The following is a 26,459-nucleotide window of genomic DNA, read 5'->3' as shown; positions in this document are numbered from 1 at the left end:
TAGTTGAATAAGCTGCCCCCTTCAGCACCAAGTCCCATCCACCAATTTAATGCGGTCCCCATAATGCACATGCCAATGCATATGCTTATTGCTTTGATATTCACCGATGTTTGTTGATACCGTACAGGCTCCATATTCATCATTTACTTGCTTTGATACTATCTGAATCACCGAGAATAGATCAATCATTAAATCCTTCTCCTCTGGTTTGACGTCAACCAATGACACAATATGCTTTTTTGGAATGACGACGATATGTACTTCATAAAACGGACGTGTATGGTAAAATGCCAAGGTGTCTTCCGTCTCCCATACCTTCTCAACCTCTGTCTTTCCGTTCAGCACTTCATCACAATAGAAATCCTCTACTCCATTCGCCATGCTACCCACTCCTTCATCATTTTTGGATTCTCTACTTTATACGACATCTCCTGCTTCATTTCCTCTTAGTTTTTCGACAAGAAGCGGAATTTCGACTAAATCATTGATGAAGATGCCTGCTTCAGGCTCTTGCCAATTAGCGTCTCTTTTCCAAATGGTCTTCATTCCTGCCTTTTGAGCGGCCCTCACATCATTGAGTGGATGGTCACCGACAAATACACATTCATGCGGAGACACCCCTAGCCGATTCGCGGCTCTTAAAAAAATATGCAGGTCAGGCTTCTTTATTCCTTCCCATTCTGATAGAAGAATCACATCAAAGAACTCCCTAATTCCTAACCCGCAAATCGCATCCATTTGAAAGCGGCCGCGCCCATTTGAAATAATTCCTAGCAGAAGCTGCTTCTCTCTAAGACTCTGGAGCATGTCCAGCATGTGAGGAAACGCAATGCACCAATCCTTGAAATGATTCAAATAATCCTGAAGCAGGCTCTCGGATGTGATTTCAGTCATGTGATACTCATGAACCAATTGCTCATATACGCGGTCTTTCCATACATAGCCCCTATTATCCAATTCAAGGAAACGAGACACGTAGACACCCTTAGAAACAGGCTTTGATGGCGAGATTAAGCGGTCGTATTGGTTCTCAACAAATTCTTTGACGGACCGATCTCGGTCGAGCAGAGTGCCGTCTAAATCAAACAAAATGGCCTTAATCATCCAATCCCCCCATATTTTCTATCTATTATATAAGAGAATAATCCCCATATGGTCTTTACTAGGAAACTTTCAAAAAATTTCAAATTAAGAATTGACAGCCTAATTGATAACGATTATCATAATTATTGATAATGATTATCATTCGCAATCATTTAAATCTTAAAGGAGGAACAACATGCGAAAAACATTCATTTTACCTGCGTTAGCCATGGCCCTTCTGCTTGGCGCCTGTGGCTCTGAGGATACAGAAAGCTCAAATAAAACAGAAGGAACAGGAAAATCAGCTACAGCGATTGTCCTGACTGACTTTGCCGGACGTGAGGTTTCCTTTGATCAAGTACCGGAGAAGATTGTGTCCTTAAGCGGTGGAGATATGGATATTATTTATGCGCTGGGCGGCGAGGTTGCCGGACGGCCGACATCTTCTCATGAGAAAGCAGATGCGCCCTATAAGAATGCTGTACAGATTGGTTCCACTCATGAATTCGACCTTGAGAAGATTGCCAGTTTGAAGCCTGAGGTCGTGATTGGAAATAACCCGATGAACGCAAAGGATATTCAGAATTTTGAATCAATCGGGGCAGAAGCTCTTCTCACATCCGCTAATTCCGTTGAAGAAATTAAGAACCAAATCACTCTTTATGGGGATTTACTGCAAAAGGAAGAAAAAGCAAAGACATTAAATGAAGAGATAGATGCCGAAATCAGCAAAGTAAAAGCCGACAGCAAGGACAACGAAAAGCGGGCCTTGCTTGTATACGGTGCACCTGGTACATACATGGCTGCCCTCCCGAATTCATTGAGCGGGAATCTGCTTGAACTTGCAGGCGGCCAAAATATCGCCTCTGATTACCCTGCACTCGAACAATATCCGCAATATGCCCAGCTTAATACAGAGCGCATTGTGGAGGCGAATCCAACCCATGTATTTTTGCTGACTCATGGCAACCCTGAGGAAGTAAAAGCCGGTTTCCTGAAGGAAATGTCTGAAAACCCTGCTTGGAATAAGATTGATGCCGTCAAGAATGAAAAGGTCGAAATTCTCCCAGCTGATTTATTCGGCACGAACCCTGGCACAAGAGTAACAGAAGCCATTTCTTATTTAGATGAAATCTTGAATGCTGGAGAATGACCATGAAGATTGAACAGCGAACAATGAGAAGAAGGATCCTCACCCTAGTATTGCCGGTTCTCCTGCTGTTTGCCTCCTTCTATGGATTGACATATGGCTCAGTGCCCATATCTTTAGGCGATGTATGGAATACGCTCACCAATCAGGGGACAGACGTGCAGGAAACCATCATAAAGGACCTTCGTCTCCCGCGAGTTATCATTGGATTGTTAGTGGGTGCCTGCTTAGCTGTATCAGGCGCCCTCTTGCAGGGTGTTATGAAAAACCCGCTCGCAGACCCAGGAATTATCGGCGTTACGGCAGGCGGCGGCTTGGCAGCTTGCGTGATTATGCTTATCTTCCCAGCCCTCTCCTATTTATTGCCGCTTGTTGCCTTTGCTGGGGCATTCTTGACATCACTCGTCATTTATTTCCTCGCCTGGGACAAGGGAGCCTCCCCGCTTAAGATCATCTTAGCAGGGGTTGCTATCAGCGCCCTTTTAAGTGCTGTTCAAAACGGCATCATGAATATTTACAGCGATCGTGTCCAGTCCGTTATTTCCTGGCTGTCCGGAGGTCTTAGCGGACGGAGCTGGTATCATCTTGAATTTATGTATCCGTATGCACTCATCGGTCTAGCTCTATCATTCTTTGCCATTAAGCCGGTCAACCTGCTCATGCTGGGCGATGATTCGGCCAAGCTGCTCGGACAAAGAGTCGAATTGACACGTCTGACCATCATTTTGCTCGCTTCCTTTCTTGCCGGTGCTGCTGTCAGTGTTGCAGGATTGGTCGGCTTTGTCGGGTTAGTCATTCCGCACATCATCCGCATCTTGATTGGAAGCGATTATCGCTACTTATTGCCGTTTTCAGCATTAGGTGGTGCGGCACTCGTTGTCTTTGCCGATACGATTGCAAGAACTTGGTTTGACCCGATTGAACTGCCGGTCGGCATATTGCTGGCAGCGCTCGGCGCCCCGTTCTTTATGATTCTATTAAAGAAAAGGAGATTGGTAGGATGAATGCCATTGAAGCGAGTAACCTGTGCCAAAGAGTAGGCTTCTTTCAGCTGAAGGATATCAGTCTTGTGATACCAAAAGGGAAAATGACAGCCATTATTGGACCAAATGGATCTGGCAAATCTACTTTCCTGAAGATTACGGCACAATTAATGGGGATGGATGAGGGAGAAATTCTCGTTCAAGATCAACCAATCCATACATACAAAAGGCGGGAATTTGCCAAGACCATATCCATGCTCCCACAATCGAAGGAAGAACTTCCGGACTTATGCGTCAGGGAACTCGTCTCCTACGGGCGCTCTCCGCATCACTCGTTTCTACACAAGGGCAGTAAAGCGGCGGATGAGGCTGTCATTGACTGGGCGTTGGATATAACCGGCACGAAGAAGCATGAAAGCCGGATGTTCCATGAGCTGTCAGGAGGAGAACAGCAAAAGGCACGCATCGCGATGGCCCTTGCGCAAAAAACGGATATCCTTTTGCTCGATGAGCCAACAACTTATTTAGATATGGCCCACCAGCTTGATTTAATGGAGATGCTGCAGGAAATTAACGATCAATATGGAATAACCATTGTAATGGTCCTTCACGACCTTCAGCAGGCCGCTGCTTACAGCCATCACATGATTGCTTTAAAGGGGGGATGTCTCATAGATCAAGGAAAACCAAAAGAGCTTCTCACTGCATCTTTTTTACAGAAGGTTTATAATATTACTGCAAAGATTCATTTTGATGAGGACTATCCAGTCATCATTCCACAACTCAAACAAAGGAGATTGATAGTATGATCGTCGTTCAAAACAAATTCCAAACGAAAAAAGGCTTTGGCGAAAAAATGGGAGCAGCATTCACGAAAAATGACTTAGAAACATTTAAAGGATTCATCCGCGTGGAAGTTCTTTTAACACAAGGCGTGGAAGAAACAGATGAACTAAGCGTCAATATGTATTGGGAAGACAAAGAAAGCTTCGAGACTTGGAGAAACAGTGATTCCTTCAAGAAATCTCACGCACGCCCGGCAGAAGGCTCTTCAGAGGCGAAAACAGAATCCCCAATCATCAGCAATAAAATCAGCATCTTTGATGTAGTGGCTGTTAAAGAGGGAGCCGTTACAAAATAATAAACCAAAAAGAACAGCGCTCAAAATCCTTGAGCGCTGTTCTTTTTATTCTATTAGCTTTTGAAAATCATACTAATAATCTTATCAACAGACATCTTGCTATCGACCTTAAACACACCTAGGCGAAGCTTGTTCGCAACACCCTTGCTTTCAACAGCCTTAACGAAGCTGGATGCATCCTTAATGATATTTCCGGCTACAAGGACTTCTGCTACATCGGACGTTGTCATGCCGCTTGCAACATTAATAACCGTTTTATAGACAACCTTCTCGGAATTCTCAGCCGCGGCCTTTTCTGCCTCAGCCTTTGCTTTCTCCTCAGCTGTTTCAATCTCGTTCAAATATTCTTCATCAGTCAAGACCACATATCCTTCCGTCTCCAACTGAGTCTTCATATCCTCTGCAGATAAAACAGGTGTCTCGGTAACTGTCTCGGTCTCTGTTGCTTTTGCCGTTTCTTTCTTTCCGGAAGTCTCTTCTGCTCCCGCATCATCGGATGAGAAGAAATAAACTCCCCCAAGAATGCATGAGGCAAGTAAGATTCCTGAGGCGAAGCTGCTCATTACTTTATGCGTCATTTGCCAGCTTCCTCCCTTTGTTCCTTCCAGATTCATAAGGAGCTAGGATCTCTTCTACTTCCTGCTCGGACAGTTTCGTTTGGACCGCGATGCTCTTAATGGAATAACCCCTCTTATAAAGGTCCAGCATCTTACGCATTGTATGGCGTTCTTCAGAATTCAAGCCCATAACGCCTGCCTCCTGAGCGGTAATTTCCTCATCCATTTCAAGTTTGCGGATCTGCTCTTTTAATTGATTTGTTTCATCCAGCATAACCGCGTAATATGTATCAATTTGTTTTTGATCGTCTTTTGCTTGTTTTCTCATCTTAACAAATGAAGCGACAAACAACACCGCGGAAGCCGCAAATAATATTACTAAAGCCATTTGCATTGGTAACCGTTCCTCCTACCTTCGAAATCTCTCATTCATTATACATGCAAAGTCGAGTTTTTTCGATGTTATTCTCAAATACCCAAAAAAACCCATCATTCTCCCTATTATGCCAGTCAATCATTCATCCCTTCTATCTATATAGTCCCCCTAATTAAAGAATACGAAAGGTAGTATCTCTTTCTGTATGTCGAAAAACACAAATTTTGTCGCATATTAGGAGGGAATATGCTATACTCGTAGAGACCTAAAACTGCATAACATTTTACTTACCATTTTACATGGCCCTGCTGGCTTCAGCAGGGTTTTTTTGTGCTTATTCAGCATTTATTGATTTACGCAGAATTTCCGCCGGCAGTCCATCAATTTCACCAATCTTTTCCGAAATAAAACCATGTTTCTGCAGAATTCTTCTTGAAGGAATATTATCCGGGTCGATGATTGCCTTCAAACTTGTCATTCCGGCCTCACCCGCTTTAACAAGCAGCACTCTGGCAATTTCAGATCCATACCCCTTTCCCCAATACTGCGGCAGAATCATATAGCCCAGCTCAGCCTCACCGCTTAAATCATCATCAGGGGTAATATGCCCAAGCCCAATATACTCCAGCGTCTGTTGATCATATATTTTATAGGAGCCGGTCTTTTCAGCCTGTTGATTGCGTTTAAGCAATGCATGGAAGTTAATCTCAGCCTCTTCTAAAGGAATGGCCCGCTCAGTAATCTGGGCCATAACCCGTTCTTCTGATACAAGTGCATAATACAAATCGAAATCCGCTTCTTGAAACTTCTCAAGCATTATTTGCATGGTCTCTCCTCCATTAGTAAAGTCAAAAAAAAAAAAAAAAAACAGACCCAAGTGATTGGGTCTGTTCCGATAAGTTAAACTTATATTAGTTTTTTTGAACGTTAGTAGCTTGTGGTCCGCGTTGACCTTGTTCTACTTCGAAAGTAACTTCTTGACCTTCGTCAAGAGTTTTGAATCCTTCACCTTGGATCGCTGAGAAGTGAACGAATACATCGTCTCCACCTTCACGTTCGATAAATCCAAAACCTTTTTCTGCGTTAAACCATTTAACTTTACCTTGTTCCATGTTTGTTGCCTCCTAGTGCGATAGCACATTGTATTACTATCCTTGCTTATCGATCGTAAAGACGAAATATTGTTCAACTTTCAACCGTAACAAACAAAAATAATTCTTCTTTATAGTAACAGGTTCTTCAGAGAAACGCAAATGTTTTATAAGCGTTTTCTTGTTTTTCTTATCTGAAAATAAAGCAGCCAGAACATAAAAAAACTGGGCAATATATTGCCCAGTAAAATGATTAAAGGATTTCCTTAAACATTTCAATGGTTTCTTCTTTAGTTGGCATATAAGGGTTGCCAGGTGCACAAGCATCCTTCAAGGAGTTTTCCGCCAAAGTGTCCAAATCCGGGTTTTCGACGCCAAGCTCTTTCAAGGAAGTTGGAATGCCAACCTCTGCCGCAAGCTCTCTGATCTTCTCAATCACGAAATCGCTTGCCTCTTCATCTGTCTGACCTATTTGCGGGAAGCCAAGTGCTTCGGCAATCATGCGGAATTTCTTCGGCGCATATTTTGCGTTACGTTTCTCGACGATTGGAAGAAGCATAGCGTTACATACACCGTGTGGAAGATCATAAAGCCCGCCAAGCTGATGGGCCATCGCATGTACATAGCCTAGTCCGGCATTCGAGAAAGCCATTCCGCCCAAGAAGCATGCATATGTCATTTGCTCTCTGGCATCCAAATCATGACCGTTCTTTACAGCAGCAGGAAGATACTTGAAGATAATACGCACCGCTTCAAGCGCAGTCGCATCCGTCACAGGGTTAGCTCCTGGAGTCACCAGCGTTTCAATGGCATGGGTAAGAGCGTCCATGCCAGTCGCAGCTGTAAGATCGGCCGGTTTATTAACCATTAACTCTGGATCGCTGACAGACAACAGGGCAATGCTGTTTTTATCCACACAAACCATCTTCACTCCACGGTCTTCATCAGTGATTACATAGTTAATCGTAATCTCAGCAGATGTACCGGCTGTCGTATTAACCGCAATCGTCGGATAGCCAGGACGGCTGGATTTATGTAAGCCTTCATAATCGCGGATATCCCCGCCGTTTGTTGTAATAATGCTAATTGCCGCTGCACAGTCCTGAGGAGAACCGCCGCCGACAGACAGAATGAAATCACAATCCTCTTCCTGCAATACTTCCACACCATTATGTACCTGTCTTGTCGTCGGATTTGGACTGACTTCATCATAGACAACATAATCAATCTCTGACTTCTCAAGCTGATCTGTCACCATTTTCAGGATTCCATTCTTGCTCAATCCTTTATCCGTCACCACAAAGGCTTTCTTAAAACCGTAGGATTTGATTTCTCCTCCCAATTCATTGAGGCAGCCTCTTCCTAACAAGTTTCTGCTTGGCAAATAATACATCATCACAAATCTCCTCCAATTTGTTAAATTATTCACAATTTAATTATAATTTAAACGAATCGGTGAAGCATTGGTTAAATGTAAGTACATTTGGGAATGGGTGGGAAAGGATGAAGCCGGTGTTAAAAGCTCCTTTGTCCAAAGCAGCCTTTCAACCTTGAAAATATGTTTTCACCCTTTCGCCCTTAAATGGGATGACTTCGCCCTTAAACCAAGAAACTCGGGAAATCCTCCTCCAAATAGAAGACAGTTCTATGCTGAAATAACAGAAATAGACAAATTAATCGATTTTTTGAAGAATAATCTGTCCTTTTTAGGTGATTTTCTGTCAGATTAAGCGGAGTCCCTGCCTAACAATTAGACATCTAGCTCGTAATCTAATAATGACTTGCCAAAAAACAAGAAAAAGACAGAAAACCAACTATGGCCTTCTGCCCCCCGCCTCATTCTAACTCTTTATACATCAGCACATGTGGAATCCCGTCCTCCATAAACACCTCAGAGGCTGTCTCATACCCGAGCTTATGATAAAATCCTTCCGCCTGTGTTTGCCCGTGCAGCTTTACTTTCCCCAATCCTTTTTCTCTTGCCCTTTCTTCTAATGCATGAATAATGACCTTCCCCAATCCGAATTTGCGGTAGGGCTCCAAAAGGCAGATTCTCTCCAATTTGCCGTATCCATCATGCGGCCTGATTCTTCCGGTGCCGACCGGCTGGTGCTCGTGATAGACTAAGATATGGTCACAATTCCCGTCGAGATGATCCATTTCATCGAATTCATCCTCCAGCGGGACACCCTGCTCTTCTACAAACACGGATTTTCGAATATGAAAGGCGTGCTGTAAATCTTCTTCTGCTGTAATTCTTTTATAATTCACGTATATTCCACCTCTCTGGAAGCAGCTTGCTTAATAAGTATGTCATTAGTATAAGGGCATTTTATTGCAAATACAACAAAATCGAGGTGAAAAAGAAATTGATAACTGAGATAACCGTCCCACATCCAAGTCCTGCCCTGTTCAAATTATTATCCTACGCTGCATCTCAGCGGAGTGTTGAAGTGTATAAACGACAAGATACACCCAGTTTCCCAAATACGACACACCAAGCCCGTTGAGCAGCCAGTGATACTTTCTCCAGATCACCGAACTCCCCTCTATCTTTAAATACGATTCACCCAACTAATGAAAATTCCCTTCTGCCAGATGAGAAAAGACTCTCCAAAAAGGAGAGTCTCTACCCATCTTCTCTATTAACAAATCGCAGCGCCCGGCTCATGACTGTCGGCACAACCGATAGATGATTTTCCCCGGCCGCTTCCATAAATTCCACCTGAATCTTGTCTGAATCGTGCAGTCTGGCAAATAGCTCAGCCGCATCCTGAATCAAATAATTCTTCTCTTCTGACCCGACAGCCATGAAAACGCGGTGATGATTATCCACGGGTTGAATCAAATAATCATGCTCAAGCCCCCTCATCAAGGAGCGGTTCCACCAAAGCGACGGACTGATTGCGACATAGTGCTGATAGGCATCAGGCTTTGTATAAAGGGCATAAAGTGTCAGCAGCCCGCCAAGTGAATGCCCGAATAGTGTTTGGCTTAATCGGTTTACCGGATAATGAGCTTCCACAAACGGCTTTATGACCTCTTCCATCGTTCGAAGAAATTGATCTGCTCCCCCTGACGCTGGCCATGGCTGTCCATTCGGTCTCATCGGCGCATGTAAAGTGTCCTGGGGCGGCGTATAATCCCAAAAACGCCTTGGATGAAACGGGGCATCTCCTGGATAACCAACCGCACAGACAATTGCCGGAATGACCCCTGTTTTTTCCTGCCTTCTTGCTTGAAGATGAATTAAATCAGAAACGGTATGAAAGAATGCATTCCCATCAAGCACGTATAGCACCGGAAAGCCGGCAGAAGGCGGAGCAGTGTCTGGGCTGTAGATAAATAGCTCATAATCCTCCAGTTGATACTGTTGTTGTGTCATGTCCTTGCCTCCTAGTTCGATAAGACAGCCTCACGCGTTGTTACGGAGTCATATCCAAGACAGATTGGAACACCATCATAAGGGTCCTCAATAATACGGGCCTCAATGTCAAATACGGCACGAAGCACTTCAGGCGTCATGATTTCCTCCGGCTTGCCGATTGCCTTAATTTGGCCGTCCTTCATCGCCACAAGCTGATCAGAAAACCGGGCAGCATGATTGATGTCATGCAGGACCATGACAACCGTGCATGCTTGATTTTGGTTTAAATCCCGCACGATTTTCAACACATCAAGCTGGTGTGCCATATCCAAATAAGTGGTCGGCTCATCTAAGAGAAGCAAATCAGTCTCTTGCGCGAGAGCCATGGCCAGCCATACCTTCTGCCTTTGTCCGCCGGATAATTGGTCCATCTCCCGCTCGCGGAATTCGAGCGTTTTTGTGACCTCCATCGCCCATTCCATCACATCAAAGTCTGCCGCACTCAAGCTGTGTCCCCTTCTTTGATGCGGATATCTTCCATAAGAGATGAGCTCCTCCACCTTAAGCTGGGAAGGAGCGACAGGGTTCTGCGACAGGAGGGCAAGCTTCTTTGCAATTTCCTTCGTCGACATGTGACTCAAGCTCTTGCCCAGCAGTGATACTTTCCCTGACTTTGGCTTCAAGATTCTCCCCATCGTTTTGAGCAAGGTTGATTTCCCGCAGCCATTCGGGCCAATGATTGTCGTCACACTTCCCTCTTGAATCGCCATGCTCAATTCACGGAAAACCGTGCGTTCCTCATAACGGGCTTCTAATTGTTCGACGGATATAATCGTTGCCATATGCGCTTTCCTCCTATTGCTTTCTTTTCACGAGTAAATATAGAAAATATGGTACGCCTATGATTGAGACAACAATTCCCACCGGTATTTCAAGCGGTGAAAACGCCGTTTTGGCGATAAAGTCAGCAAGCAGCACCAAGAGCATTCCAACTGCCCCGCTCACCGGGATAATGGCCCGATGCCTTGTTCCAACAAGGCTTCTTGCGATATGCGGGGCCATGAGGCCGATGAACGAAATGCTGCCCGATACCGCTACACAGCTGCTGATGACACCGATGCTTGCCAGGAGCAGGATGGATTTCTCCCGCTCCACCCTGACTCCGATGCTCGTTACGGTCGCTTCCTCAAGCTGAAATAAGTCAAGCAAATGGGCCTTATGGTAAATGACCGGCAGCAGGATCAAAAGCCATGGCAGCATGGATAAAATATAAACCCAGTTCGCATTATAAATGCTTCCAGAGATCCACACCGTCGCCATTTCAAAATCAGCTGATTTCATCTTCAAGGACACATATAAGGACAGCGCCCCAAAACCGGAGCCAATCGCTATCCCAGTCAGCAAAAGACGCTCCGTATCAAGCCGCCCTCCCTTAAAGGAGAAGAAATAGATCAATAAGGCGGCTAGCAATCCGCCGGCAAGGCCGAATAACGGCTGCAGCATGATACCGGCTGTGCCCAGATTACTGAGCTGCCCTTGAAAGAAGAACATAAAGATGACAATGGCAGCACCAGCTCCGGCATTGATTCCGAGGATGCCGGAATCAGCGAGCCCATTGCGCGTGATGCCTTGAATGACGGTTCCTGCCACTCCAAGCCCCATGCCGACAAGAGCAGCAATAACAATCCGCGGAAGTCTGAAATCAAAGATAATCAAGTCAAATTTCGGGTCACCCTCGATGCGGAGCAATGTCCGGACGACCTCGCCGACCGTCATATCAAAGGCACCGTTTGTCAAGCTGATATAGACTGTTATGGCAATTAACAGAACAAACACAGACAGGAGGCCGAGAGTGTTCTTCTTACGCAAACTTTCCGCCTCCCTTCGTCCGGATTAAATAGAGGAAGAACGGAACACCAATAATGGCGGTGACCACACCAATCGGCGTTTCGAAAGGATAATTGATAAAGCGGCTTGCCAAATCACAGCAGGCCAGGAATATGGCCCCAATCACGCCGGCACAAGGAATGACCCAGCGATAATCAACCCCAATCAAAAAGCGCGTGATATGCGGAATAATCAGTCCGACGAAGGCAATCTTCCCGACAAGTGCAACGGCCGTTCCCGTCATTGCAATGACAGATATCATGGCTAAGGCCTTCACAACCGTTGTTCGCAGGCCTAAACTGACGGCCGTCTCATCCCCAAGCGAGAGAATCGTCAAGGACCCGGAAAGCAGCAAGGCCAGAATGAACCCAACAAGACCTAGCGGCAAGGCTAAAAGCAGCATATCCAAATCAGCTTGATGGAGCTTGGCATTATACCAGAAGCTAATATCCTGCGAGATTTGGAAATACGTCGCCATTGCAGCTGATAGGCTGCTTAGGAAGGTTCCAATCACCGTACCAATGATTGCAAGCCGGACCGGGGACAACCCTCCACGGAGCAAGGAACCGAACCCGAAGACAATCAATGCGCCAAAGGCGGACCCCGCCATCGACAGGAGAATCATCGTCAGATTGGAGGCTCCAGGAATGAGAATCATCGCGATGGTAATGAAGAAAGCAGAGCCATCAGTGACACCCATAATAGAAGGGGAGGCGAGATAATTCCGGGTCATCCCCTGCATGACAGCACCTGAAATAGCCAGGAATGCTCCAACCAACAAGGCCGCCAATACTCTTGGCAGCCTTGAGGTCACAATGATCGCATGGTCCACATTCTTCGGGTCATAATGGAAGATGGCATCCATGACGATAGAAATATTGATATCCTTTGCCCCATACAGGATTGATACGATGACCACCGCTGCCATGATAAAGGGAGCGGCAATCAATATCATCATTGGAGGGGCAGTCTTCCATGGCTTATCCATACGCATTATTTAGTCAAATTTTGCTGAACCGCATCAAGGAATTGCGTCTTGCTCCAAGCTGTTCCGCCTTGGGCAAGCGGTTCAACGCTATTGATGAAAACGTGATCTGCTTTGACGGCATCAAGACCATTCCAAATCGCATTCTTTTGAAGCTCATCGAGTGCTTCCGGCTTATCTGCATTTTCGCTTTCCTCAAATTGCAGGAAGATATAGTCCGGATTCATTTCCGCCAATTTCTCAAGTGAGATGGCTTCCTGTGCTTTTGCGGCAGCCACTTCATCCGGAACCGCTAGACCTAAGTCAGTGTATAATACCGGGTTCAAATATAAGTCCTGTCCATAAATCATCAAATTGCCGGCACGCAGACGAATGATGACCACTTCTTTATCCTTCATGGACTCAGATACAGAATTCTTTACTTCCGCAGCATCAGCCTTGTACTCTTCAAGAATCTTTTCAGCTTCCTCTTCCTTGCCAGTCAGTTCAGCAACAGCCGTTAAGTTGGCTTCCCAGTCTGTCGATACATGAGAAATCGGCATCATTGGCGCGATTTTCTCAAGCTGTGATTTCACATCCTCCTGGAACTTGGAGGTACCAAGGATGATATCCGGGTCTAAGCCTAGAATCGTCTCATAATTGGGCTGCATCTTGTCCCCGATGAGCTCAGCTCCCTTTAGGTCCTCAGCTAAATAAGAAGGCAGCTCTCCCCCGACAGCAAGTGCACCGGCCGGCTTCACATCCAAAAGGGCCAAGTCTTCCATTGATTCAAGACTTGCAGCCACAATCGTCGGATCCGCCGGAACCTTATACTCCTTATCCATGTAGGTAACCGTCTTTTCCTTTGCCTCAGTATCTGCCTGTTTGGTCTTACTGTTTGCTGTCTCGTCCTCACCGCATGCAGCCAAGCTTAACGCTAACGCAGCAACGAAACCAACTTTCCATAGCTTCTTCATCTGTCCTAACTCCTTTTGTTAATATGTATTGATAGTGATAATCATTATCAATTATATACTTTATCACTCTTTCGATTCTTTTCAAGATGAAAAAATGACTCTATTCAAAAAATAGTCAATTAGACTCATGATGATTTCTCTCCAAAAACGTGAATAAGATAGGAAAAACGAATGACCTTGTCGAATATTATGTAGAATAAAGGAGTGATGGAGATGAAAAAATGGATTGCAGCTGCAGGATTATTGATGGTTATCCTATTGATTCCGTACATCATGTTTAAGGATTATCTACGTTTCGACCATACAAACGCCGCTGGAGGATTGGTGGCACCTGAAGGAAAGTATCATATCTTATTAATCGGTGCAGAGGCTGATGGAGATTTTGAAGATATACTCGGTTATCCGCTGATTGATGCGATTGAGCACGCTGAGAACTTCTCCGAAACAGCGGACAGACTGCCTGGTCTTGACCTAAAAAAAGAACCTGCCTATGTTTTATTTGATTCCAAGGAACCCCTCTTTATCTCCTATGATCAGGCCGAATTTATCCACTATATTCAAAAAGAGGTTCTAACCAAATAAGAAAAAGACCGGAAGCATTGTTTGCCCCCGGCCCATATCATTATTCTTATAAGGAAACGCCATTAACTTCCCTGATTTTATCCGCTACCGCAACGGTCAGCTCTTCAGCCGTTTTCGGCACGAAATTCTTCAGGATTGTATTGACCATCGGCCCCATCGCACCGCCTGCTGTAATATCAAGATTGCCCGTCATTTGTGTGTTATTTTCATCAATAGCTTCTGCTTGGAAATAGCCGCCGCCCTTGAAATTATCAGATAGACCCTTCAAATTAAACGTTACTGTCGTTGGCTCTTTCCATTCAGTAATATCGATTTTCAACTTAACAGTTTTCTTCATGAATCCAAGGTCTCCTTTGAATGCCCAAGTGGATTCACGGTCATTGATGATTTCATGCTCGATATATCCTGGAACAAGCGGCGCCCACTTATCCATATCGCTCACGAATGTCCATATTTCTTCGATTCCTACTGGTAATTGTACTGTATGTGTACCTGCTGGCATATACTACACGTCCCCTTTGTTTTTATAATAAATGATTTGGTTTCCCTTTTACTCTGCCTTGCCGATAGCAAGTCCGGCAAGATAGCCGAATGTGATAGCTGGTCCAATTGTCCCGCCGGCACTGACATATGCTTGTCCAAAGATACCCATTGCGGCATTTCCGGCTGCATACAATCCTTTAATGGTCTTTCCTCTATGGTTGAGTACTTGGCCGTTTTCATTGATGCGCGGTCCGCCGTTTGTGCCTAATGAACCATAGTAGACAGGCACTGCGTAGAATGGGCCTTTTTCAATCTTGCCTAAATTCCGTTCTGCTGTTCCTCCGCCAATTTCAAGCCCTTCAAAGAAGGTTGTACCGCGGTGGAAATCCGTATCCTCGCCTGCTTCAACCTGAGCGTTCCAACGGTTCACCGTTTCCTCAAGAGCATCTGGGTCAATATTGATTTTCTCCGCCAATTCACGAATGCTTTCGGCCTGCGGCACCCAATCAGGAGCCTCTTCGCCCGGCATCATCGTAATAATCATTGTGCGGTCCTTTAACTGCTGGTCAAAGACCATCCAGTTGTTCTTCTCATTCGGCCATTCCACATTGACTGGGTCATAGTGATGGAAAGCTTTTGGAAGATCATTATAAGTAGTCCCTTCATGGACGAAGCGTTTACCCTTGCTATTGACGAAAATACTGTTCGGGCCGAAACGTCCGCTGCCGCCCAATTGGTTCATGACACGGTCCTCATATTCGAATGTTGGGTCCTGCATGGCTGGATACCACCAGGCTTCACTCATATTCCCAAGTGATGCGCCTGCCTCCATTGCCATAATCAGCCCGTCACCCTCGTTACCCCAAGGAGTAAGCGGATGCGTGATTTCCCCTTTTAAGAACGTCTTAATCAGTTCTTTATTCCACTCGAATCCGCCGGAGCCCATGATAACGCCTTTAGATGTACCGATGTAGATTTTCTTATCCCCTTGCTCTGCGACAAGTCCGATTACGTCTCCCTCATCGTTTAAGACAAGCTCTTTCCCTGGTGTTTCAAGAATAATCTCGATATCCCGGTCCAAGCAGCCCTTCACCATGGAGGCAATAAGAGAACGTCCCATTGTAACGATATTGTTTTCCATCCGCTCGGCAATCTTCATGAAGTCAATGCCGCCCTTTGCTCCGCCTTCTTCAAGAGTCAATGGAGGGAATGCCGGGTTATTTCGAATTAAAGCACCGTATTCCCCGATTTCATTCATGTCATATGGAAGCGGATCGAGTGAACGACCAGTCTTCGTTCCATCGAAATACCCAAAATACTCAGGGTAGCCTTTCGGTACAGCGAACCGGACCGGTGTATTTTCATGCAAGTAATCAATTGCTTTGTAAGCGTTATCAACATATGTTTCAAGAAGGTCTGGATTTGGTTCTTTTCCTCCAGTGATTCTGCGAATATATTTCAAGGCATCCTCTCGTGTATCCTCGATTCCCGCTTCCTTCATGTAGCGGTTCATCGGAATCCAAGGCACTCCGCCTGAAAAGGCTGTCGTTCCGCCGATTTGATGTGTTTTCTCTAATACTAGTACTTTTAACCCTTGATCATGTGCCGTGATAGCAGCGGTTAAAGCTGCACCGCCTGTTCCCATGATTACAACGTCAACTTCGCGATCCCATTTCTCTGGTTTTCTCGCTGGCATAACCGTTCTCCCCCTTGTTAGGTAAAAGATAAATAGATTTTTTGATAAAAATGATAGTGTCACTATCACTTTATAAACATCCTACCAGAGAATTCATACACTTGTAAATTAATTCGCTTACATTTGTTTATTTTCGAAAAACTCGAGTTTATGATAAGGTTGAAACGATGGAATAAAGATGCCATCTTTCTATTTATTTATGAGGTGATTGAGGAATGCCCAGCCATTTAAGCAATAGAGAACGAGCTAAGAAGAAACGAAGAGAAACCATATTGAAAGCGGCAGAAAACTTATTCCTCCACCAAGGAATCGACAATACAACGATGGATGAGATTGCGAAGGAGGCTGAGATTGGAATTGCCACCCTTTTCCGGTACTTTCCGAAGAAGGAGCTCATTATCCAGGAGGTGGCGACGGCAAAGCTCCGCATCCTATTGGGTGCCCTAAAGGAGATTGAGGAATGTACCTCCACCTGCATGGAGATGATGACGGCTGTCATGGATTTCTTTATCGACCAAATGGCCGAGCAAGACGGTGCCATGCCGAAGCTGCTCGATAATTTCGTCAACTATAAAGCCGTCGCAATCGATTCATTTGATGACCTGAATATGTACAATGAAATGCGGGATGAAATATCCATCGTGTTTACTCGAATGATTGAAACCCGCAAGAATGACGGTACGATCAAGCAAGAGTTGCGTGCTGCCCAAATCATATCGACGATTCTGAGTAATTTCTCTGTATTCACCTTTAAGCTTTCTCTGAAAGGAAATGAGGATTTGCCGGCGCCTGAAATAACGTCTGAGGAGCAATTAGTCATCATGAAACGCATCTTCCTTGATTATTTAAAGCCTTGACTCATTACCAATAAGTTGCCGAATTAGTACAATTTACTAATCCCTGCTATAATATTCTTTTGTAAGAGAACAGTATCTGAAAAATCACCTTTTTAATACGTATATCTTGCAAATATAAATTTAGGGTGGTAAGAACACATGAGTAAGTACAGAGTATTGCTGTATTATTACTACACTCCCATTGAGGAGCCGGTAGAATTTGCAGCGGAGCATTTGGCCTTTTGTAAGGAGATTGGCCTAAAGGGCCGAATCCTCGTCGCCAATGAAGGCATAAACGGTACCGTGTCCGGGGATTACGAGCAGACACAGGCCTATATGGAGAAGATGCAAAACGACCCGCGCTTCAAGGATATCGTCTTTAAGATCGATGAAGCAGACGGACACGCATTTAAGAAAATGCACGTGCGCCCGCGTCCGGAGCTTGTCAATTTAAGCTTAGAGGATGACATCAATCCGAATGAATTGACTGGACGATATTTAAGCCCGAAGGAATTCTTTGAAGGCTTGCAGGATGAGAACACAATTGTCCTGGATGCACGGAATGATTATGAATATGAGCTTGGCCATTTCCGCGGCTCCATCAAACCGGATATCCGCAATTTCCGTGAGCTTCCGCAATGGGTGCGTGATAACAAAGACATGTTTGAAGGCAAGAAAATCCTGACCTACTGCACAGGCGGAATCCGCTGTGAGAAATTCTCCGGCTGGCTCGTGCGTGAAGGCTTCGAGGATGTCGGCCAGCTTCATGGAGGCATCGCCACTTACGGGAAGGACCCAGAGGTAAAAGGCCAGCTATGGGACGGACAAATGTATGTCTTCGACGAACGGATTGCCGTGCCAATCAACCAAGTCGAGCATGTCGTCGTAGGCCGTGACTTCTTCACAGGAGAACCTTGCGAACGCTACGTGAATTGCGCCAACCCTGAGTGCAATGACCAAATCCTCTGCAGTGAAGAGAATGAGCATAAATATATGCGCAGCTGCAGCCACGAATGCCGCACACATCCACGCAACCGCTATATTGTCGAGCATGGATTAACGGATGAGGAAGTAAAGGAACGCCTAGCTAAGCTTGAAACATCATCTGTCAGCTGAACAGCATGATTCTAAAGAAGCAGGAATGTTGGAAACAACGTTTCTGCTTCTTTCTTTTTATCTATTGACTCCTCGTGATTCCCCCAAAATCAAAACAGCGTAATTAAGGGTATTTTTGCAGAGAAATACCTTGAAAAGTTCGATTTCCTTAAAAAATACTTTAGCTTGTCTATTTCTGTTATTCCAGCATGAAACAGCCTTCTTTTTTAATGAGGATTTCCCCGTTTTCTTGGTTTAAGGGCGATTTCCACTCGTTTAAGGGCGAAAGAGTTCAGTTTATGGGCGAAACTCCCATGGTAAGGGCGATAGTCAGGACTTATGGCCGAACTCTCCTCTTCTTCCCTGTTAGATCTCCTTTATGTCTGCATCAATCATGCTTCCTTTCATACCATATTTCACGAAAACATACATTCCACTCCTTTTGGGTCAAAAAGGATTATTTTCTATTATTTAGGGGTATTTGCAAAAAGGGAGGATTTCTCGCATGGGTATTTGGTCGTGGAATCTCTCAAATATTCAACAACAATTGATAGGAGGCTACATGAAGAACAGTATTAAAATTGCCAGTGCCTTCATCGGGATTATTATCGGTGCAGGCTTCGCATCTGGGCAAGAAATTCTGCAGTATTTCACAAGCTTTGGCATGATGGGAACAATCGGTGCTGCCCTTTCCATCGTATTATTCGGGTATTTAGGAATGGTCTTAACGAAGATTGGCAGCAGGCTTGAGACTGATTCCCATAAGGAAGTTATTTATCAGATCAGCGGACGATTTTTAGGATTTGTGATTGATGCCATCCTCGTCTTTATCCTTTTCGGTATTGGGGTTGTGATGATTTCCGGATCAGGCTCTATTTTTGCGCAGCAATTTGGGCTGCCATCCTATGTCGGGATCATTCTTATGACCGTTCTCGTATTGATTTCCATCCTCTCCAACGTGGATCGAGTCGTGAAAATCATCGCCTCCATTACCCCTTTTCTCATCTTAGGGGTCGTGTTCCTGTTTGTTTACAGTGTGGCTACGAAGGATTATTCCTTCATGGAGCTGGACGCTATTGCGAGGGAGCAGCCTTCTGCTACTGGTCATTGGTTCACTTCCGTCATCAATTATGTTTCACTCGCCATCACGATGGGCGCCTCCATGACACTCGTGATGGGAGGAGATGAATCTAAGGAGCGGATTGCTTCATTTGGAGGGATGCTCGGCGGTGTCGGTGTCGGTATCTTGATTGTGATTCACCACTTGGCCATTCTCTCCAAGGTGGATGTGGTCGGTGATTATGATATGCCGTCACTTGGATTGGCCAATCTTATATCGCCTATTTTCGGTATCATCTACTCCATCATTTTGTTCGGGATGATTTTCAATTCAGCCGTCAGTATGTTCTTCTCTTTTGGAACCCGCTTCTTTACACCGAAAACAAAGAAGTTTAATTGGTTTGTCATCGGCGCCTTGATAATTGCCTTTGGTGCCAGCTTCTTCGGCTTCAAACAATTGGTCTCCTTCTTCTACCCGTTATTCGGCTATATGGGACTGCTTTTAATAACCGTCCTGATTATCGCATTCATCAAGATGAAACCATTAAAAGAAGTGGAAAAGAAATAAGAACCGCGGGACATGGAAAACCATGTCCCTCCCCCTTCCTAATTTCGCTTAACCCTTTTTGCTTTCAATTTCCATAAAATTACTTTACCCTATAGATAAGCCTTTCCCTATATTCAGCAGTTCTGAATTATGCTAGTATAGTAATATTAATAATCTGAAATCTCCGTGATTTCAGGCAAAAAAAGAGGTATCTTACATATGAAAAAAAGCATCTATTTAGCTGGAGCTTTTGTCGGGGTCATTGTTGGCGCCGGATTTGGCTCCGGGCAGGAAATCCTGCAGTTCTTCACTAACTTCGGGATGTACAGCATTCCTGCGATTCTATTATCTACTGTCCTGTTCGCATTTATCGGTATGCAGGTTGCCCAGCTGAGCAGCCATCTGCAAGCCACATCTCATAAAGAAATTATTACGGTCCTTTGCGGCCGCGTTCTTGGAAATGCGCTTGATATCGTGTTATCGTTCTTCTTATTTGGCGTTGGCGTCATCATGATTGCCGGGGCGGGCTCCATTGTTGAGCAGCAATTCGGCATCCCTGCATTTATCGGTGCCTTAGGAATGACCATCATCACCGTATTGACGATGCTGTTGAAGATTGAACGGATTATCGGGATTATCAGCTCCATTACTCCATTCCTGCTCATAATCGTTATTGTGATTGTCGCTTATGCCCTCATGAAGAATGGTATTAATCCAGATGAGGTAAATCGTTATGCAGACGTCACGAAGGCTTCCGCCTCCAACTGGATGATGAGCGGACTCCTGTATGTATCCTTTAATGTTGCCGTTGGTTTCTCAATGCTCTCTGTCATCGGCGGAACCTTCAAGGATAAGAAGCAAGCTGGTGTCGGGGGCATTATCGGAGGCATCCTTCTTGGAGTGCTGCTCCTTCTTATCAATGCAGGAATGATGACCAACTTTGCCGTCACTCAAAAGATGGACATGCCGACCCTTTATTTGGCTAACAACATCTCCCCGATTGTCGGGCACCTGTTATCCATCATTCTATTGGCCATGATCTATAATACATGTGTCGGCATGTTTTATTCCTTTACTGTCCGCTTTGTACCGCAAGGACGCTATTTCGGTATCTCCGTAAGTGCAGTCGGTCTCATCGGGTTTGCACTCAGCTTTGCCGGGTTTACAACATTAGTGAACACAGTCTATCCAATTATGGGCTATGTCGGCTTCGTACTGCTCGCTTCGGTTACATGGTCATGGATCCGCTCCACTCACCATGCCCCGCTGCCGATTGGCTCCATACCAGTTCACCCGCAGAAACTGGATTAATCATCTATACGATTTAGAAGGCGCTGGGAAAATCCCGGTGCCTTTTTTCTTTTCCCTTCGACTAAATCAGCGAATTCATCCATCGACATGGAGCCTGTCACATACAGCCTTGGCAATTCAGCGTTTTCTTCTTTCTTTCCACCAAGCATATAATACTCTGGTGTAGTCGTCAGGCCGAACTCATACACTTTCCTTGTCTCACGAATCACTCGCTCATTAAAACTGCCAAACGGATAAGAAAGAGCAACCACCGGCTTGCTCGTAATTTGCTCAATGGTTTCCTTCGAGCCCTTTAATTCATCCTCCAGATTCTCTGTCTTCGTCAAATCCGGATGGGTCGCTGTGTGGGATTGAACTGATATGAGATTAGAGGAAGCGAGCCTTTTCAAGTCGTTTTCCGATAACCGGTTCTTGCGGCCGATAAAATCCGATATAACAAAGAAGGTCCCTTTTGGCAGAAAATCGTTTGTTTGCAGCTTTTGAAAAACAGCAAATGCCTGCAGATTATTTTTGTATCCATCATCAAAGGTGAGGAAGATTGGCTTCTCGACTTTATCCAATTTCCCCCAATCCTCGAAGGTAAGCGGGGTAAAGCCATGCTCACGCAAATACAGGACCTGTTTTTCAAAAACATCCGGTGCGACATATAATTCTTGGTCTCCATGCCCTTTATATTCAGCGATGGAATGATAAACGAGAATGGGAATCTTCTCTGCAGCCTGTGCATTCACCGGCATAAATATCGTCAGTAAGATAAGAAGTCCACAGATTCTTTTCAAAGGTACGTCCTCCATTTTTTGCTTTTAGCATACGCAAAATGACTCATACTAAACAAGCGCATTCATAAGACTGTAAAGTTTCCTAATTCAGGAAACAGGAGTATAATGAGTTCAACTTAATACGAGAACTTACAGAAAGAAGCGTGCTTATGGAGAGAGAAAAGAAGATTGGGATATGGATTGGTGCAGGCTCCTATTTCATTTGGGGAATCCTGCCGATGTATTGGAAGCTTGCCGGGGAGATCGATGCTGTGGAGATATTGGCGCATCGTATGATTTGGTCCTTTGTGTTCATGGTCGTACTGATTGCCATCTTTGGCAGGTGGAAAAGTGTCATGACCGAGCTCCGTCAGATTACTCGGCAGCCGAGAACTCTTTTGGCCATGACAGCGGCCACTTTGCTCATATCAATCAACTGGTTCCTGTTCATTTTTTCGGTTAACGGCAATCATATTTTATCCGCCAGTCTTGGCTATTACATAAACCCGCTCGTCAATATTGTGTTTGCGATGCTGCTGTTGAAGGAACGGCTGCGCTCAGGTGAGATGGTTGCAGTCGTCATTGCAGCAATCGGGGTGGTCCTTTTATCCATCAGTCAAGGGGCTGTCCCATGGGCGGCTATCAGCCTGGCGATTACGTTCAGTTTATACGGGCTGATCAAGAAGAAGGTCTCTGTGAGCACATGGACAGGATTGACCATTGAAACCTTAATCATATCCCCGTTCGCACTCATTTATTTGCTCTTTTTTGCCGAACATGCCTTCATGGGCTACGGGTCGGGCTTGAATGCGGTAGCGATTGGGGGCGGACTTGTTACGGTCGTACCGCTTCTTCTCTTTTCTTCAGCCGCCAAACAAATCAGCTATGTAATGCTCGGATTCCTGCAATATTTAGCGCCGACTCTTATGCTGATTGTCGCCGTTTCCATTTACGGAGAGACATTGACCGCTTTTGAATGGGGATCCTTCCTAAGCATTTGGATTGCCCTTATCATCTACACAACGAGCAATATCCTATATGCCAAAAGACAGAAGAAAATCACTCAATATGAGATCAAGGCTCATCATTCCCTATAAATAAACAGCGGCGGACAGTGCATTCTGTCCGCCGCCTTTATGCAAAAAAATAAATAAGCATCCGTGAGCAGATGCTTTTCTCGAATGGTGCCCGATTCAGGGAGGCTTAATGGATTCGTGTAATAAATAATTTCAGAAGACCTGGTATGCTCAAACGTACCCAGATTCTCCCTGCGATGAATCCGCACAGCTTCAAACGCTGAATCATTCGCACGCTAAACAATTCTCTCAAGGCAGCTTGTATGTCAAATGCCTTGGTTGTGCCTTCGTTTCCTTTCACTACATCATTTTTCTTGTTTGTTGTATCCATTTTTCACCTATCACTCCACCTGGATGACCAGGAATTTTTATCTGCTAAAACATTATATCACAATATCACCTTACCTCTCTCTTGTCTATTAAAATTGTTAGATTGAAAGGGAGAAGAAAGAAAACTCTCCAAAAGCAGGATATAACTGCCTTTGAAGAGTTCCAAATTGTCAGCTGACGCGTCTGCGCCAAAGTGCATCCATATCCTCGAGTGTCTTGCCTTTTGTTTCCGGCACCCATTTCCAGACGAAAAGGGCAGAAAGAACACTCATAACGCCGTAGAAGCCATATGTCATCGCTCCGCTGTATTCCATCATCATCGGATACGTGGATGAGATGAAATAATTGGCTGCCCATTGGGCCGCTACCGCAATGGCTACTGCTTGCCCGCGAATCTTATTCGGGAAGATCTCTGAAATGAGCACCCAGCAGATTGGTCCCCATGACATCATAAAGGACGCTGTATAGATAATAATGAACACAAGGGTAGAAACCCCTATGATTTCAAAATAAGCAAGAGACGCTACACCAAACATCCCAATCGCCATCCCAATGGACCCGACGATCAAGAGCGGCTTTCTTCCCCACTTGTCCACCGTCATGATAGCGAGGATGGTGAAGATAACATTAACCAATCCCATGACGATGGTTTGCAGCATTGAGGCATCCTTTGCCGCACCCATGCTTTCAAAGATTCTTGGTGCATAATAAAGTGCCACATTGATTCCGACAAATTGCTGGAATACAGACAGCAGGATTCCGATGATAATGACCAGCTTGCCATAGGCAAATAATTTTCCCCGAGCAGCATTGGTTCCAAGGGTTCCTTTAATGTCGGCAAGAATGCCTTTAGCTGCCTTCGCTCCATTAATCTTCGTCAGAACAGATAATGCTTGGCTGTCCTTCTTCTTAAGAGCGAGATAGCGCGGTGTCTCCGGAACAAAGAATAAAAGCAAGCCGAACAGAATGGCTGGCACAGCCTCTGAGGCAAACATATAACGCCAGCCAATATCATTGATCCAGGCAACTGTTTGTCCGCTCGCGATCAAATAATTGACGAAATAAACGACCAGCATCCCAAAGATGATGGCGAATTGGTTGAAGGAGACTAAACGGCCGCGTATATCTGCCGGCGCAATCTCCCCTATGTACATCGGTACGACTGCTGAAGCAAGACCGACGCCGATTCCTCCGATAATCCGGTACACATTAAACATCAGCAAAAGCGAAATGCTCGGTTCCCCTTTTGTGAAGAATAAGAATTCCGGATAAGCTGAACCCAGCGCTGATAGAGTGAAAAGGATTGCTGCAAAGATCAAGGAATTCTTCCGGCCGAATTGACGGGAAAAATACCCGGAAATGATCCCTCCGATAATACAGCCAATCAAGGCGCTGGACGTTGTGACACCATGGATGAATGAGCTGAGCCCAAGGCTTTCAATGAAATATACCTCTAAAGAGCGCTCAGCCCCGGATATGACAGCTGTGTCATATCCGAAAAGCAATCCGCCGAGCGCGGCAACCATCGTAATCGTAATGATATAGCCTAAATTTCGTTTTTCCTTCATGATTGTCCATCCCCTTTATTCTGCCTGAACCTTAACGAAATTCCATTAACCCCTTACACAATTCCCTCGTTTGCGGGTAAACCTTCTGATAGAGCGCATATAGCTTGCGGTATTGTTCCGACCTTTCAGGATTTGGGACATACTCATCCTTATAGGAGGTGAACACTTTTGCACATTCCTCTAAGCTGGCAAAGATCCCGCTTCCATAGGCAGCCAGAATAGCCGCTCCAAGCGCAGGTCCCTGCTCTCCTCTCAAGGTCACGACTTTAGCCTGGAAGATATCGGCCTGCATTTGCAGCCATGCGGGATTCTTGGCTCCTCCGCCAATGGAGACGATGGTATCGATTTCTTTTCCCTTCTCCCGGAAAATCTCAATCGATTCATTCAGAGAGAACGTGATGCCCTCCATGACAGCCCGAGCCAAATCTGTTCTCGTATGTGTCGCATCAAGGCCGATGAAGCTTGCACGAATCATCGCATCCGGATGCGGCGTCCGCTCACCTGTTAAGTATGGAGCAAAGAGAAGTCCATGTGCTCCAGGCGGAATGTCTCCTACACCTTCAAGCAATTGCTCCATCGTCTCCTCTTTGGCAAACTGCTCCTTGAACCAGCTGAGCGAGTGACCGGCGGATAAAGTTACCCCCATTGTATAGAAGGCATCTTCCTTCCCATGATTGAAATAATGGACGACTCCGCCGAAATCAAGATCCTTCTCTGCCTCATAGGAAAGAATGACTCCGGAAGTACCGATGCTGCATAGGGTTGCGCCTTTTGCAAGGATATTCGCTCCAATGGCGCCGCACGCATTATCCGCTCCACCGGCGAACACCTTCGTTTCAGGTGAGAGCCCAGTGCTTGCTGCGAAAGCGGCAGTCAATGTACCGGCAAGCCCGTGAGATTCCAGTAATGGCGGACAGAGACTTTCCTTTATCCCGAAGATCCCACAAATCTCCTTGCTCCACTTCTTATTCGGCACATCCAGCAGCAGCGTACCAGCCGCATCGGAATATTCACTGTGAATCGTGCCGGTCATTTTGAAACGGACATAATCCTTTGGCAGCATAAACACCGCTGCCTTCTCAAACAGTGCTGGTTCATGCTCCTTCACCCAGAGAAGCTTCGGCAGGGTGAATCCCTCCAAAGCAGGGTTTTTCGTAATGGAGAGAATTCTCTCCTTCCCTGCCGTCTCGTAGATTTCCTCACATTGCTTTGTCGTTCTTGTATCATTCCAGAGGATGGCCGGGCGGAGAACCTCATACTCCTCATCAAGGAGAACAAGTCCGTGCATCTGCCCGGAAAAGCTGATTCCGGCTATATCGCCAGGCTCGCCGTCAAAACGCTCGATAAGCTCAGCCAGTGCCTCTTTCGTCTGCTTTACCCAATCCTCCGGCGATTGCTCGCTATATCCCGGCTTTGGATGATAAAGAGGATAAGGCTTTGATACCTCTAAAGAAACCTCTCCAAGTTCATTGACAAGCAAGGCCTTGACCGAGCTCGTTCCAAGATCGATTCCAATTACGTACTTCATTGTCCGGCTCCCTC

The 26,459-nt window shown here is 45.4% G+C and carries 29 protein-coding genes; 10 read left to right on the top strand and 19 right to left on the bottom strand.

Annotated features, from left to right (window positions below):
• Positions 1-21: 21 nt before the first annotated feature.
• Positions 22-381 carry an HIT family protein gene (locus tag AC622_RS07320; protein WP_049670470.1) on the bottom strand — a complete coding sequence of 120 codons (360 nt, stop codon included), beginning with the start codon at positions 379-381 and terminating at the stop codon, positions 22-24.
• A 36-nt stretch (positions 382-417) separates the two neighbouring features.
• Complete coding sequence (locus tag AC622_RS07315) at positions 418-1,104, bottom strand: HAD family hydrolase (protein WP_049670469.1); 687 nt, start codon at positions 1,102-1,104, stop codon at positions 418-420.
• A 175-nt stretch (positions 1,105-1,279) separates the two neighbouring features.
• Here AC622_RS07315 and AC622_RS07310 point away from each other — a divergent pair, with 175 nt between their 5' ends.
• Genes AC622_RS07310 through AC622_RS07295 form a run of 4 tightly spaced genes read left to right on the top strand, consistent with a single transcriptional unit; the run spans position 1,280 to position 4,357 of the window.
• Complete coding sequence (locus AC622_RS07310; protein WP_049670468.1) at positions 1,280-2,236, top strand: ABC transporter substrate-binding protein; 957 nt, start codon at positions 1,280-1,282, stop codon at positions 2,234-2,236.
• Positions 2,233-3,237: a FecCD family ABC transporter permease gene (locus tag AC622_RS07305; RefSeq protein ID WP_049670467.1), complete on the top strand. Its 1,005-nt coding sequence runs from the start codon at positions 2,233-2,235 to the stop codon at positions 3,235-3,237. Before AC622_RS07310 ends, AC622_RS07305 begins: the two co-directional genes overlap by 4 nt.
• A complete protein-coding gene (locus AC622_RS07300; RefSeq protein ID WP_049670466.1) occupies positions 3,234-4,025 on the top strand; it encodes an ABC transporter ATP-binding protein in 792 nt (263 codons plus the stop codon). The genes AC622_RS07305 and AC622_RS07300 overlap by 4 nt, the downstream gene beginning before the upstream one ends.
• Positions 4,022-4,357, top strand: a complete 336-nt coding sequence (locus tag AC622_RS07295) for an antibiotic biosynthesis monooxygenase (RefSeq protein WP_049670465.1) — start codon at positions 4,022-4,024, stop codon at positions 4,355-4,357. Before AC622_RS07300 ends, AC622_RS07295 begins: the two co-directional genes overlap by 4 nt.
• Before the next feature lie 53 nt (positions 4,358-4,410).
• Here the strand turns inward: AC622_RS07295 and AC622_RS07290 are convergent, their stop codons facing one another.
• From AC622_RS07290 to AC622_RS07235, 11 genes are all read right to left on the bottom strand, one after another.
• The gene (locus AC622_RS07290) at positions 4,411-4,935 is read right to left on the bottom strand and encodes a hypothetical protein (protein WP_049670464.1); all 525 of its coding nucleotides are present in this window, start codon (positions 4,933-4,935) and stop codon (positions 4,411-4,413) included.
• Complete coding sequence (locus AC622_RS07285; protein ID WP_049670463.1) at positions 4,925-5,308, bottom strand: hypothetical protein; 384 nt, start codon at positions 5,306-5,308, stop codon at positions 4,925-4,927. Before AC622_RS07285 ends, AC622_RS07290 begins: the two co-directional genes overlap by 11 nt.
• 316 nt (positions 5,309-5,624) lie before the next feature.
• On the bottom strand, positions 5,625-6,116 hold the full coding sequence (locus tag AC622_RS07280) for a GNAT family N-acetyltransferase (RefSeq protein WP_049670462.1): 492 nt from the start codon (positions 6,114-6,116) through the stop codon (positions 5,625-5,627).
• Positions 6,117-6,201: 85 nt separating this feature from the next.
• Positions 6,202-6,402, bottom strand: a complete 201-nt coding sequence (locus AC622_RS07275; protein WP_049670461.1) for a cold-shock protein — start codon at positions 6,400-6,402, stop codon at positions 6,202-6,204.
• A gap of 232 nt (positions 6,403-6,634) precedes the next feature.
• Positions 6,635-7,777, bottom strand: a complete 1,143-nt coding sequence (locus AC622_RS07265; RefSeq protein ID WP_049670459.1) for an iron-containing alcohol dehydrogenase — start codon at positions 7,775-7,777, stop codon at positions 6,635-6,637.
• A gap of 440 nt (positions 7,778-8,217) precedes the next feature.
• A complete protein-coding gene (locus AC622_RS07260) occupies positions 8,218-8,652 on the bottom strand; it encodes a GNAT family N-acetyltransferase (protein WP_049670458.1) in 435 nt (144 codons plus the stop codon).
• 358 nt (positions 8,653-9,010) lie between these two features.
• Positions 9,011-9,766, bottom strand: a complete 756-nt coding sequence (locus AC622_RS07255) for an alpha/beta hydrolase (RefSeq protein WP_049670457.1) — start codon at positions 9,764-9,766, stop codon at positions 9,011-9,013.
• Positions 9,767-9,777: 11 nt separating this feature from the next.
• Positions 9,778-10,590: an ABC transporter ATP-binding protein gene (locus AC622_RS07250; RefSeq protein ID WP_049670456.1), complete on the bottom strand. Its 813-nt coding sequence runs from the start codon at positions 10,588-10,590 to the stop codon at positions 9,778-9,780.
• Positions 10,591-10,603: 13 nt separating this feature from the next.
• On the bottom strand, positions 10,604-11,617 hold the full coding sequence (locus AC622_RS07245; RefSeq protein ID WP_049670455.1) for a FecCD family ABC transporter permease: 1,014 nt from the start codon (positions 11,615-11,617) through the stop codon (positions 10,604-10,606).
• Positions 11,610-12,623, bottom strand: coding sequence for a FecCD family ABC transporter permease (locus AC622_RS07240; RefSeq protein WP_049672835.1), 1,014 nt, complete (start codon positions 12,621-12,623; stop codon positions 11,610-11,612). Before AC622_RS07240 ends, AC622_RS07245 begins: the two co-directional genes overlap by 8 nt.
• 5 nt (positions 12,624-12,628) lie before the next feature.
• Positions 12,629-13,576: an ABC transporter substrate-binding protein gene (locus tag AC622_RS07235; RefSeq protein WP_049670454.1), complete on the bottom strand. Its 948-nt coding sequence runs from the start codon at positions 13,574-13,576 to the stop codon at positions 12,629-12,631.
• 213 nt (positions 13,577-13,789) lie between these two features.
• On the opposite strand from AC622_RS07235, the gene AC622_RS07230 reads away from it, so the two are divergent.
• The gene (locus AC622_RS07230) at positions 13,790-14,158 is read left to right on the top strand and encodes a hypothetical protein (protein WP_049670453.1); all 369 of its coding nucleotides are present in this window, start codon (positions 13,790-13,792) and stop codon (positions 14,156-14,158) included.
• A gap of 46 nt (positions 14,159-14,204) precedes the next feature.
• Here the strand turns inward: AC622_RS07230 and AC622_RS07225 are convergent, their stop codons facing one another.
• Both AC622_RS07225 and AC622_RS07220 read right to left on the bottom strand, forming a co-directional pair.
• The gene (locus AC622_RS07225; RefSeq protein ID WP_049670452.1) at positions 14,205-14,660 is read right to left on the bottom strand and encodes a CoxG family protein; all 456 of its coding nucleotides are present in this window, start codon (positions 14,658-14,660) and stop codon (positions 14,205-14,207) included.
• A 48-nt stretch (positions 14,661-14,708) separates the two neighbouring features.
• Entirely contained in the window at positions 14,709-16,337 is a 1,629-nt protein-coding gene (locus AC622_RS07220) for an FAD-binding protein (RefSeq protein WP_049670451.1), read from the bottom strand.
• 215 nt (positions 16,338-16,552) lie between these two features.
• Here AC622_RS07220 and AC622_RS07215 point away from each other — a divergent pair, with 215 nt between their 5' ends.
• From AC622_RS07215 to AC622_RS07200, 4 genes are all read left to right on the top strand, one after another.
• Positions 16,553-17,194, top strand: a complete 642-nt coding sequence (locus tag AC622_RS07215; protein ID WP_049670450.1) for a TetR/AcrR family transcriptional regulator — start codon at positions 16,553-16,555, stop codon at positions 17,192-17,194.
• A 138-nt stretch (positions 17,195-17,332) separates the two neighbouring features.
• On the top strand, positions 17,333-18,289 hold the full coding sequence (trhO, locus tag AC622_RS07210) for an oxygen-dependent tRNA uridine(34) hydroxylase TrhO (protein WP_049670449.1): 957 nt from the start codon (positions 17,333-17,335) through the stop codon (positions 18,287-18,289).
• Positions 18,290-18,830: 541 nt separating this feature from the next.
• A complete protein-coding gene (locus tag AC622_RS07205) occupies positions 18,831-19,895 on the top strand; it encodes a YkvI family membrane protein (RefSeq protein WP_049670448.1) in 1,065 nt (354 codons plus the stop codon).
• A gap of 198 nt (positions 19,896-20,093) precedes the next feature.
• The gene (locus AC622_RS07200) at positions 20,094-21,185 is read left to right on the top strand and encodes a YkvI family membrane protein (RefSeq protein ID WP_049670447.1); all 1,092 of its coding nucleotides are present in this window, start codon (positions 20,094-20,096) and stop codon (positions 21,183-21,185) included.
• On the opposite strand, the gene AC622_RS07195 is transcribed toward AC622_RS07200, so the two are convergent.
• On the bottom strand, positions 21,182-21,964 hold the full coding sequence (locus tag AC622_RS07195; protein ID WP_049670446.1) for a polysaccharide deacetylase family protein: 783 nt from the start codon (positions 21,962-21,964) through the stop codon (positions 21,182-21,184). The genes AC622_RS07200 and AC622_RS07195 overlap by 4 nt on opposite strands.
• Before the next feature lie 149 nt (positions 21,965-22,113).
• On the opposite strand from AC622_RS07195, the gene rarD reads away from it, so the two are divergent.
• A complete protein-coding gene (gene rarD, locus AC622_RS07190; protein WP_049670445.1) occupies positions 22,114-23,040 on the top strand; it encodes an EamA family transporter RarD in 927 nt (308 codons plus the stop codon).
• Between the two features lie 106 nt (positions 23,041-23,146).
• On the opposite strand, the gene AC622_RS07185 is transcribed toward rarD, so the two are convergent.
• From AC622_RS07185 to xylB, 3 genes are all read right to left on the bottom strand, one after another.
• Entirely contained in the window at positions 23,147-23,350 is a 204-nt protein-coding gene (locus AC622_RS07185) for a hypothetical protein (protein WP_049670444.1), read from the bottom strand.
• Positions 23,351-23,519: 169 nt separating this feature from the next.
• Positions 23,520-24,917 (bottom strand): D-xylose transporter XylE, encoded by a 1,398-nt coding sequence (gene xylE / locus AC622_RS07180; RefSeq protein ID WP_049670443.1) that lies wholly within the window; start codon positions 24,915-24,917, stop codon positions 23,520-23,522.
• A 31-nt stretch (positions 24,918-24,948) separates the two neighbouring features.
• On the bottom strand, positions 24,949-26,445 hold the full coding sequence (gene xylB / locus AC622_RS07175) for a xylulokinase (RefSeq protein WP_049670442.1): 1,497 nt from the start codon (positions 26,443-26,445) through the stop codon (positions 24,949-24,951).
• Positions 26,446-26,459: the final 14 nt, after the last annotated feature.

The organism is Bacillus sp. FJAT-27916, from assembly GCF_001183965.1.
Taxonomy (GTDB): Bacteria; Bacillota; Bacilli; order Bacillales; family Pradoshiaceae; genus Pradoshia.
This window is presented reverse-complemented; position numbering and strand designations above follow the sequence as displayed.

What these genes read in the sequence shown, in the direction of transcription:
- AC622_RS07320 (WP_049670470.1), bottom strand. Translation starts at nt 381, where the DNA reads ATGGCGAATGGAGTAGAGGATTTCTATTGTGATGAAGTGCTGAACGGA.
- AC622_RS07280 (WP_049670462.1), bottom strand. Translation starts at nt 6,116, where the DNA reads ATGCAAATAATGCTTGAGAAGTTTCAAGAAGCGGATTTCGATTTGTAT.
- AC622_RS07305 (WP_049670467.1), top strand. Translation starts at nt 2,233, where the DNA reads ATGACCATGAAGATTGAACAGCGAACAATGAGAAGAAGGATCCTCACC.
- AC622_RS07250 (WP_049670456.1), bottom strand. Translation starts at nt 10,590, where the DNA reads ATGGCAACGATTATATCCGTCGAACAATTAGAAGCCCGTTATGAGGAA.
- AC622_RS07300 (WP_049670466.1), top strand. Translation starts at nt 3,234, where the DNA reads ATGAATGCCATTGAAGCGAGTAACCTGTGCCAAAGAGTAGGCTTCTTT.
- AC622_RS07290 (WP_049670464.1), bottom strand. Translation starts at nt 4,935, where the DNA reads ATGACGCATAAAGTAATGAGCAGCTTCGCCTCAGGAATCTTACTTGCC.
- AC622_RS07235 (WP_049670454.1), bottom strand. Translation starts at nt 13,576, where the DNA reads ATGAAGAAGCTATGGAAAGTTGGTTTCGTTGCTGCGTTAGCGTTAAGC.
- AC622_RS07220 (WP_049670451.1), bottom strand. Translation starts at nt 16,337, where the DNA reads ATGCCAGCGAGAAAACCAGAGAAATGGGATCGCGAAGTTGACGTTGTA.
- AC622_RS07295 (WP_049670465.1), top strand. Translation starts at nt 4,022, where the DNA reads ATGATCGTCGTTCAAAACAAATTCCAAACGAAAAAAGGCTTTGGCGAA.
- AC622_RS07315 (WP_049670469.1), bottom strand. Translation starts at nt 1,104, where the DNA reads ATGATTAAGGCCATTTTGTTTGATTTAGACGGCACTCTGCTCGACCGA.
- AC622_RS07265 (WP_049670459.1), bottom strand. Translation starts at nt 7,777, where the DNA reads ATGATGTATTATTTGCCAAGCAGAAACTTGTTAGGAAGAGGCTGCCTC.
- AC622_RS07275 (WP_049670461.1), bottom strand. Translation starts at nt 6,402, where the DNA reads ATGGAACAAGGTAAAGTTAAATGGTTTAACGCAGAAAAAGGTTTTGGA.
- AC622_RS07230 (WP_049670453.1), top strand. Translation starts at nt 13,790, where the DNA reads ATGAAAAAATGGATTGCAGCTGCAGGATTATTGATGGTTATCCTATTG.
- AC622_RS07215 (WP_049670450.1), top strand. Translation starts at nt 16,553, where the DNA reads ATGCCCAGCCATTTAAGCAATAGAGAACGAGCTAAGAAGAAACGAAGA.
- AC622_RS07185 (WP_049670444.1), bottom strand. Translation starts at nt 23,350, where the DNA reads ATGGATACAACAAACAAGAAAAATGATGTAGTGAAAGGAAACGAAGGC.
- AC622_RS07285 (WP_049670463.1), bottom strand. Translation starts at nt 5,308, where the DNA reads ATGCAAATGGCTTTAGTAATATTATTTGCGGCTTCCGCGGTGTTGTTT.
- AC622_RS07225 (WP_049670452.1), bottom strand. Translation starts at nt 14,660, where the DNA reads ATGCCAGCAGGTACACATACAGTACAATTACCAGTAGGAATCGAAGAA.
- AC622_RS07205 (WP_049670448.1), top strand. Translation starts at nt 18,831, where the DNA reads ATGAAGAACAGTATTAAAATTGCCAGTGCCTTCATCGGGATTATTATC.
- xylB (WP_049670442.1), bottom strand. Translation starts at nt 26,445, where the DNA reads ATGAAGTACGTAATTGGAATCGATCTTGGAACGAGCTCGGTCAAGGCC.
- trhO (WP_049670449.1), top strand. Translation starts at nt 17,333, where the DNA reads ATGAGTAAGTACAGAGTATTGCTGTATTATTACTACACTCCCATTGAG.
- AC622_RS07200 (WP_049670447.1), top strand. Translation starts at nt 20,094, where the DNA reads ATGAAAAAAAGCATCTATTTAGCTGGAGCTTTTGTCGGGGTCATTGTT.
- rarD (WP_049670445.1), top strand. Translation starts at nt 22,114, where the DNA reads ATGGAGAGAGAAAAGAAGATTGGGATATGGATTGGTGCAGGCTCCTAT.
- xylE (WP_049670443.1), bottom strand. Translation starts at nt 24,917, where the DNA reads ATGAAGGAAAAACGAAATTTAGGCTATATCATTACGATTACGATGGTT.
- AC622_RS07255 (WP_049670457.1), bottom strand. Translation starts at nt 9,766, where the DNA reads ATGACACAACAACAGTATCAACTGGAGGATTATGAGCTATTTATCTAC.
- AC622_RS07310 (WP_049670468.1), top strand. Translation starts at nt 1,280, where the DNA reads ATGCGAAAAACATTCATTTTACCTGCGTTAGCCATGGCCCTTCTGCTT.
- AC622_RS07240 (WP_049672835.1), bottom strand. Translation starts at nt 12,623, where the DNA reads ATGGATAAGCCATGGAAGACTGCCCCTCCAATGATGATATTGATTGCC.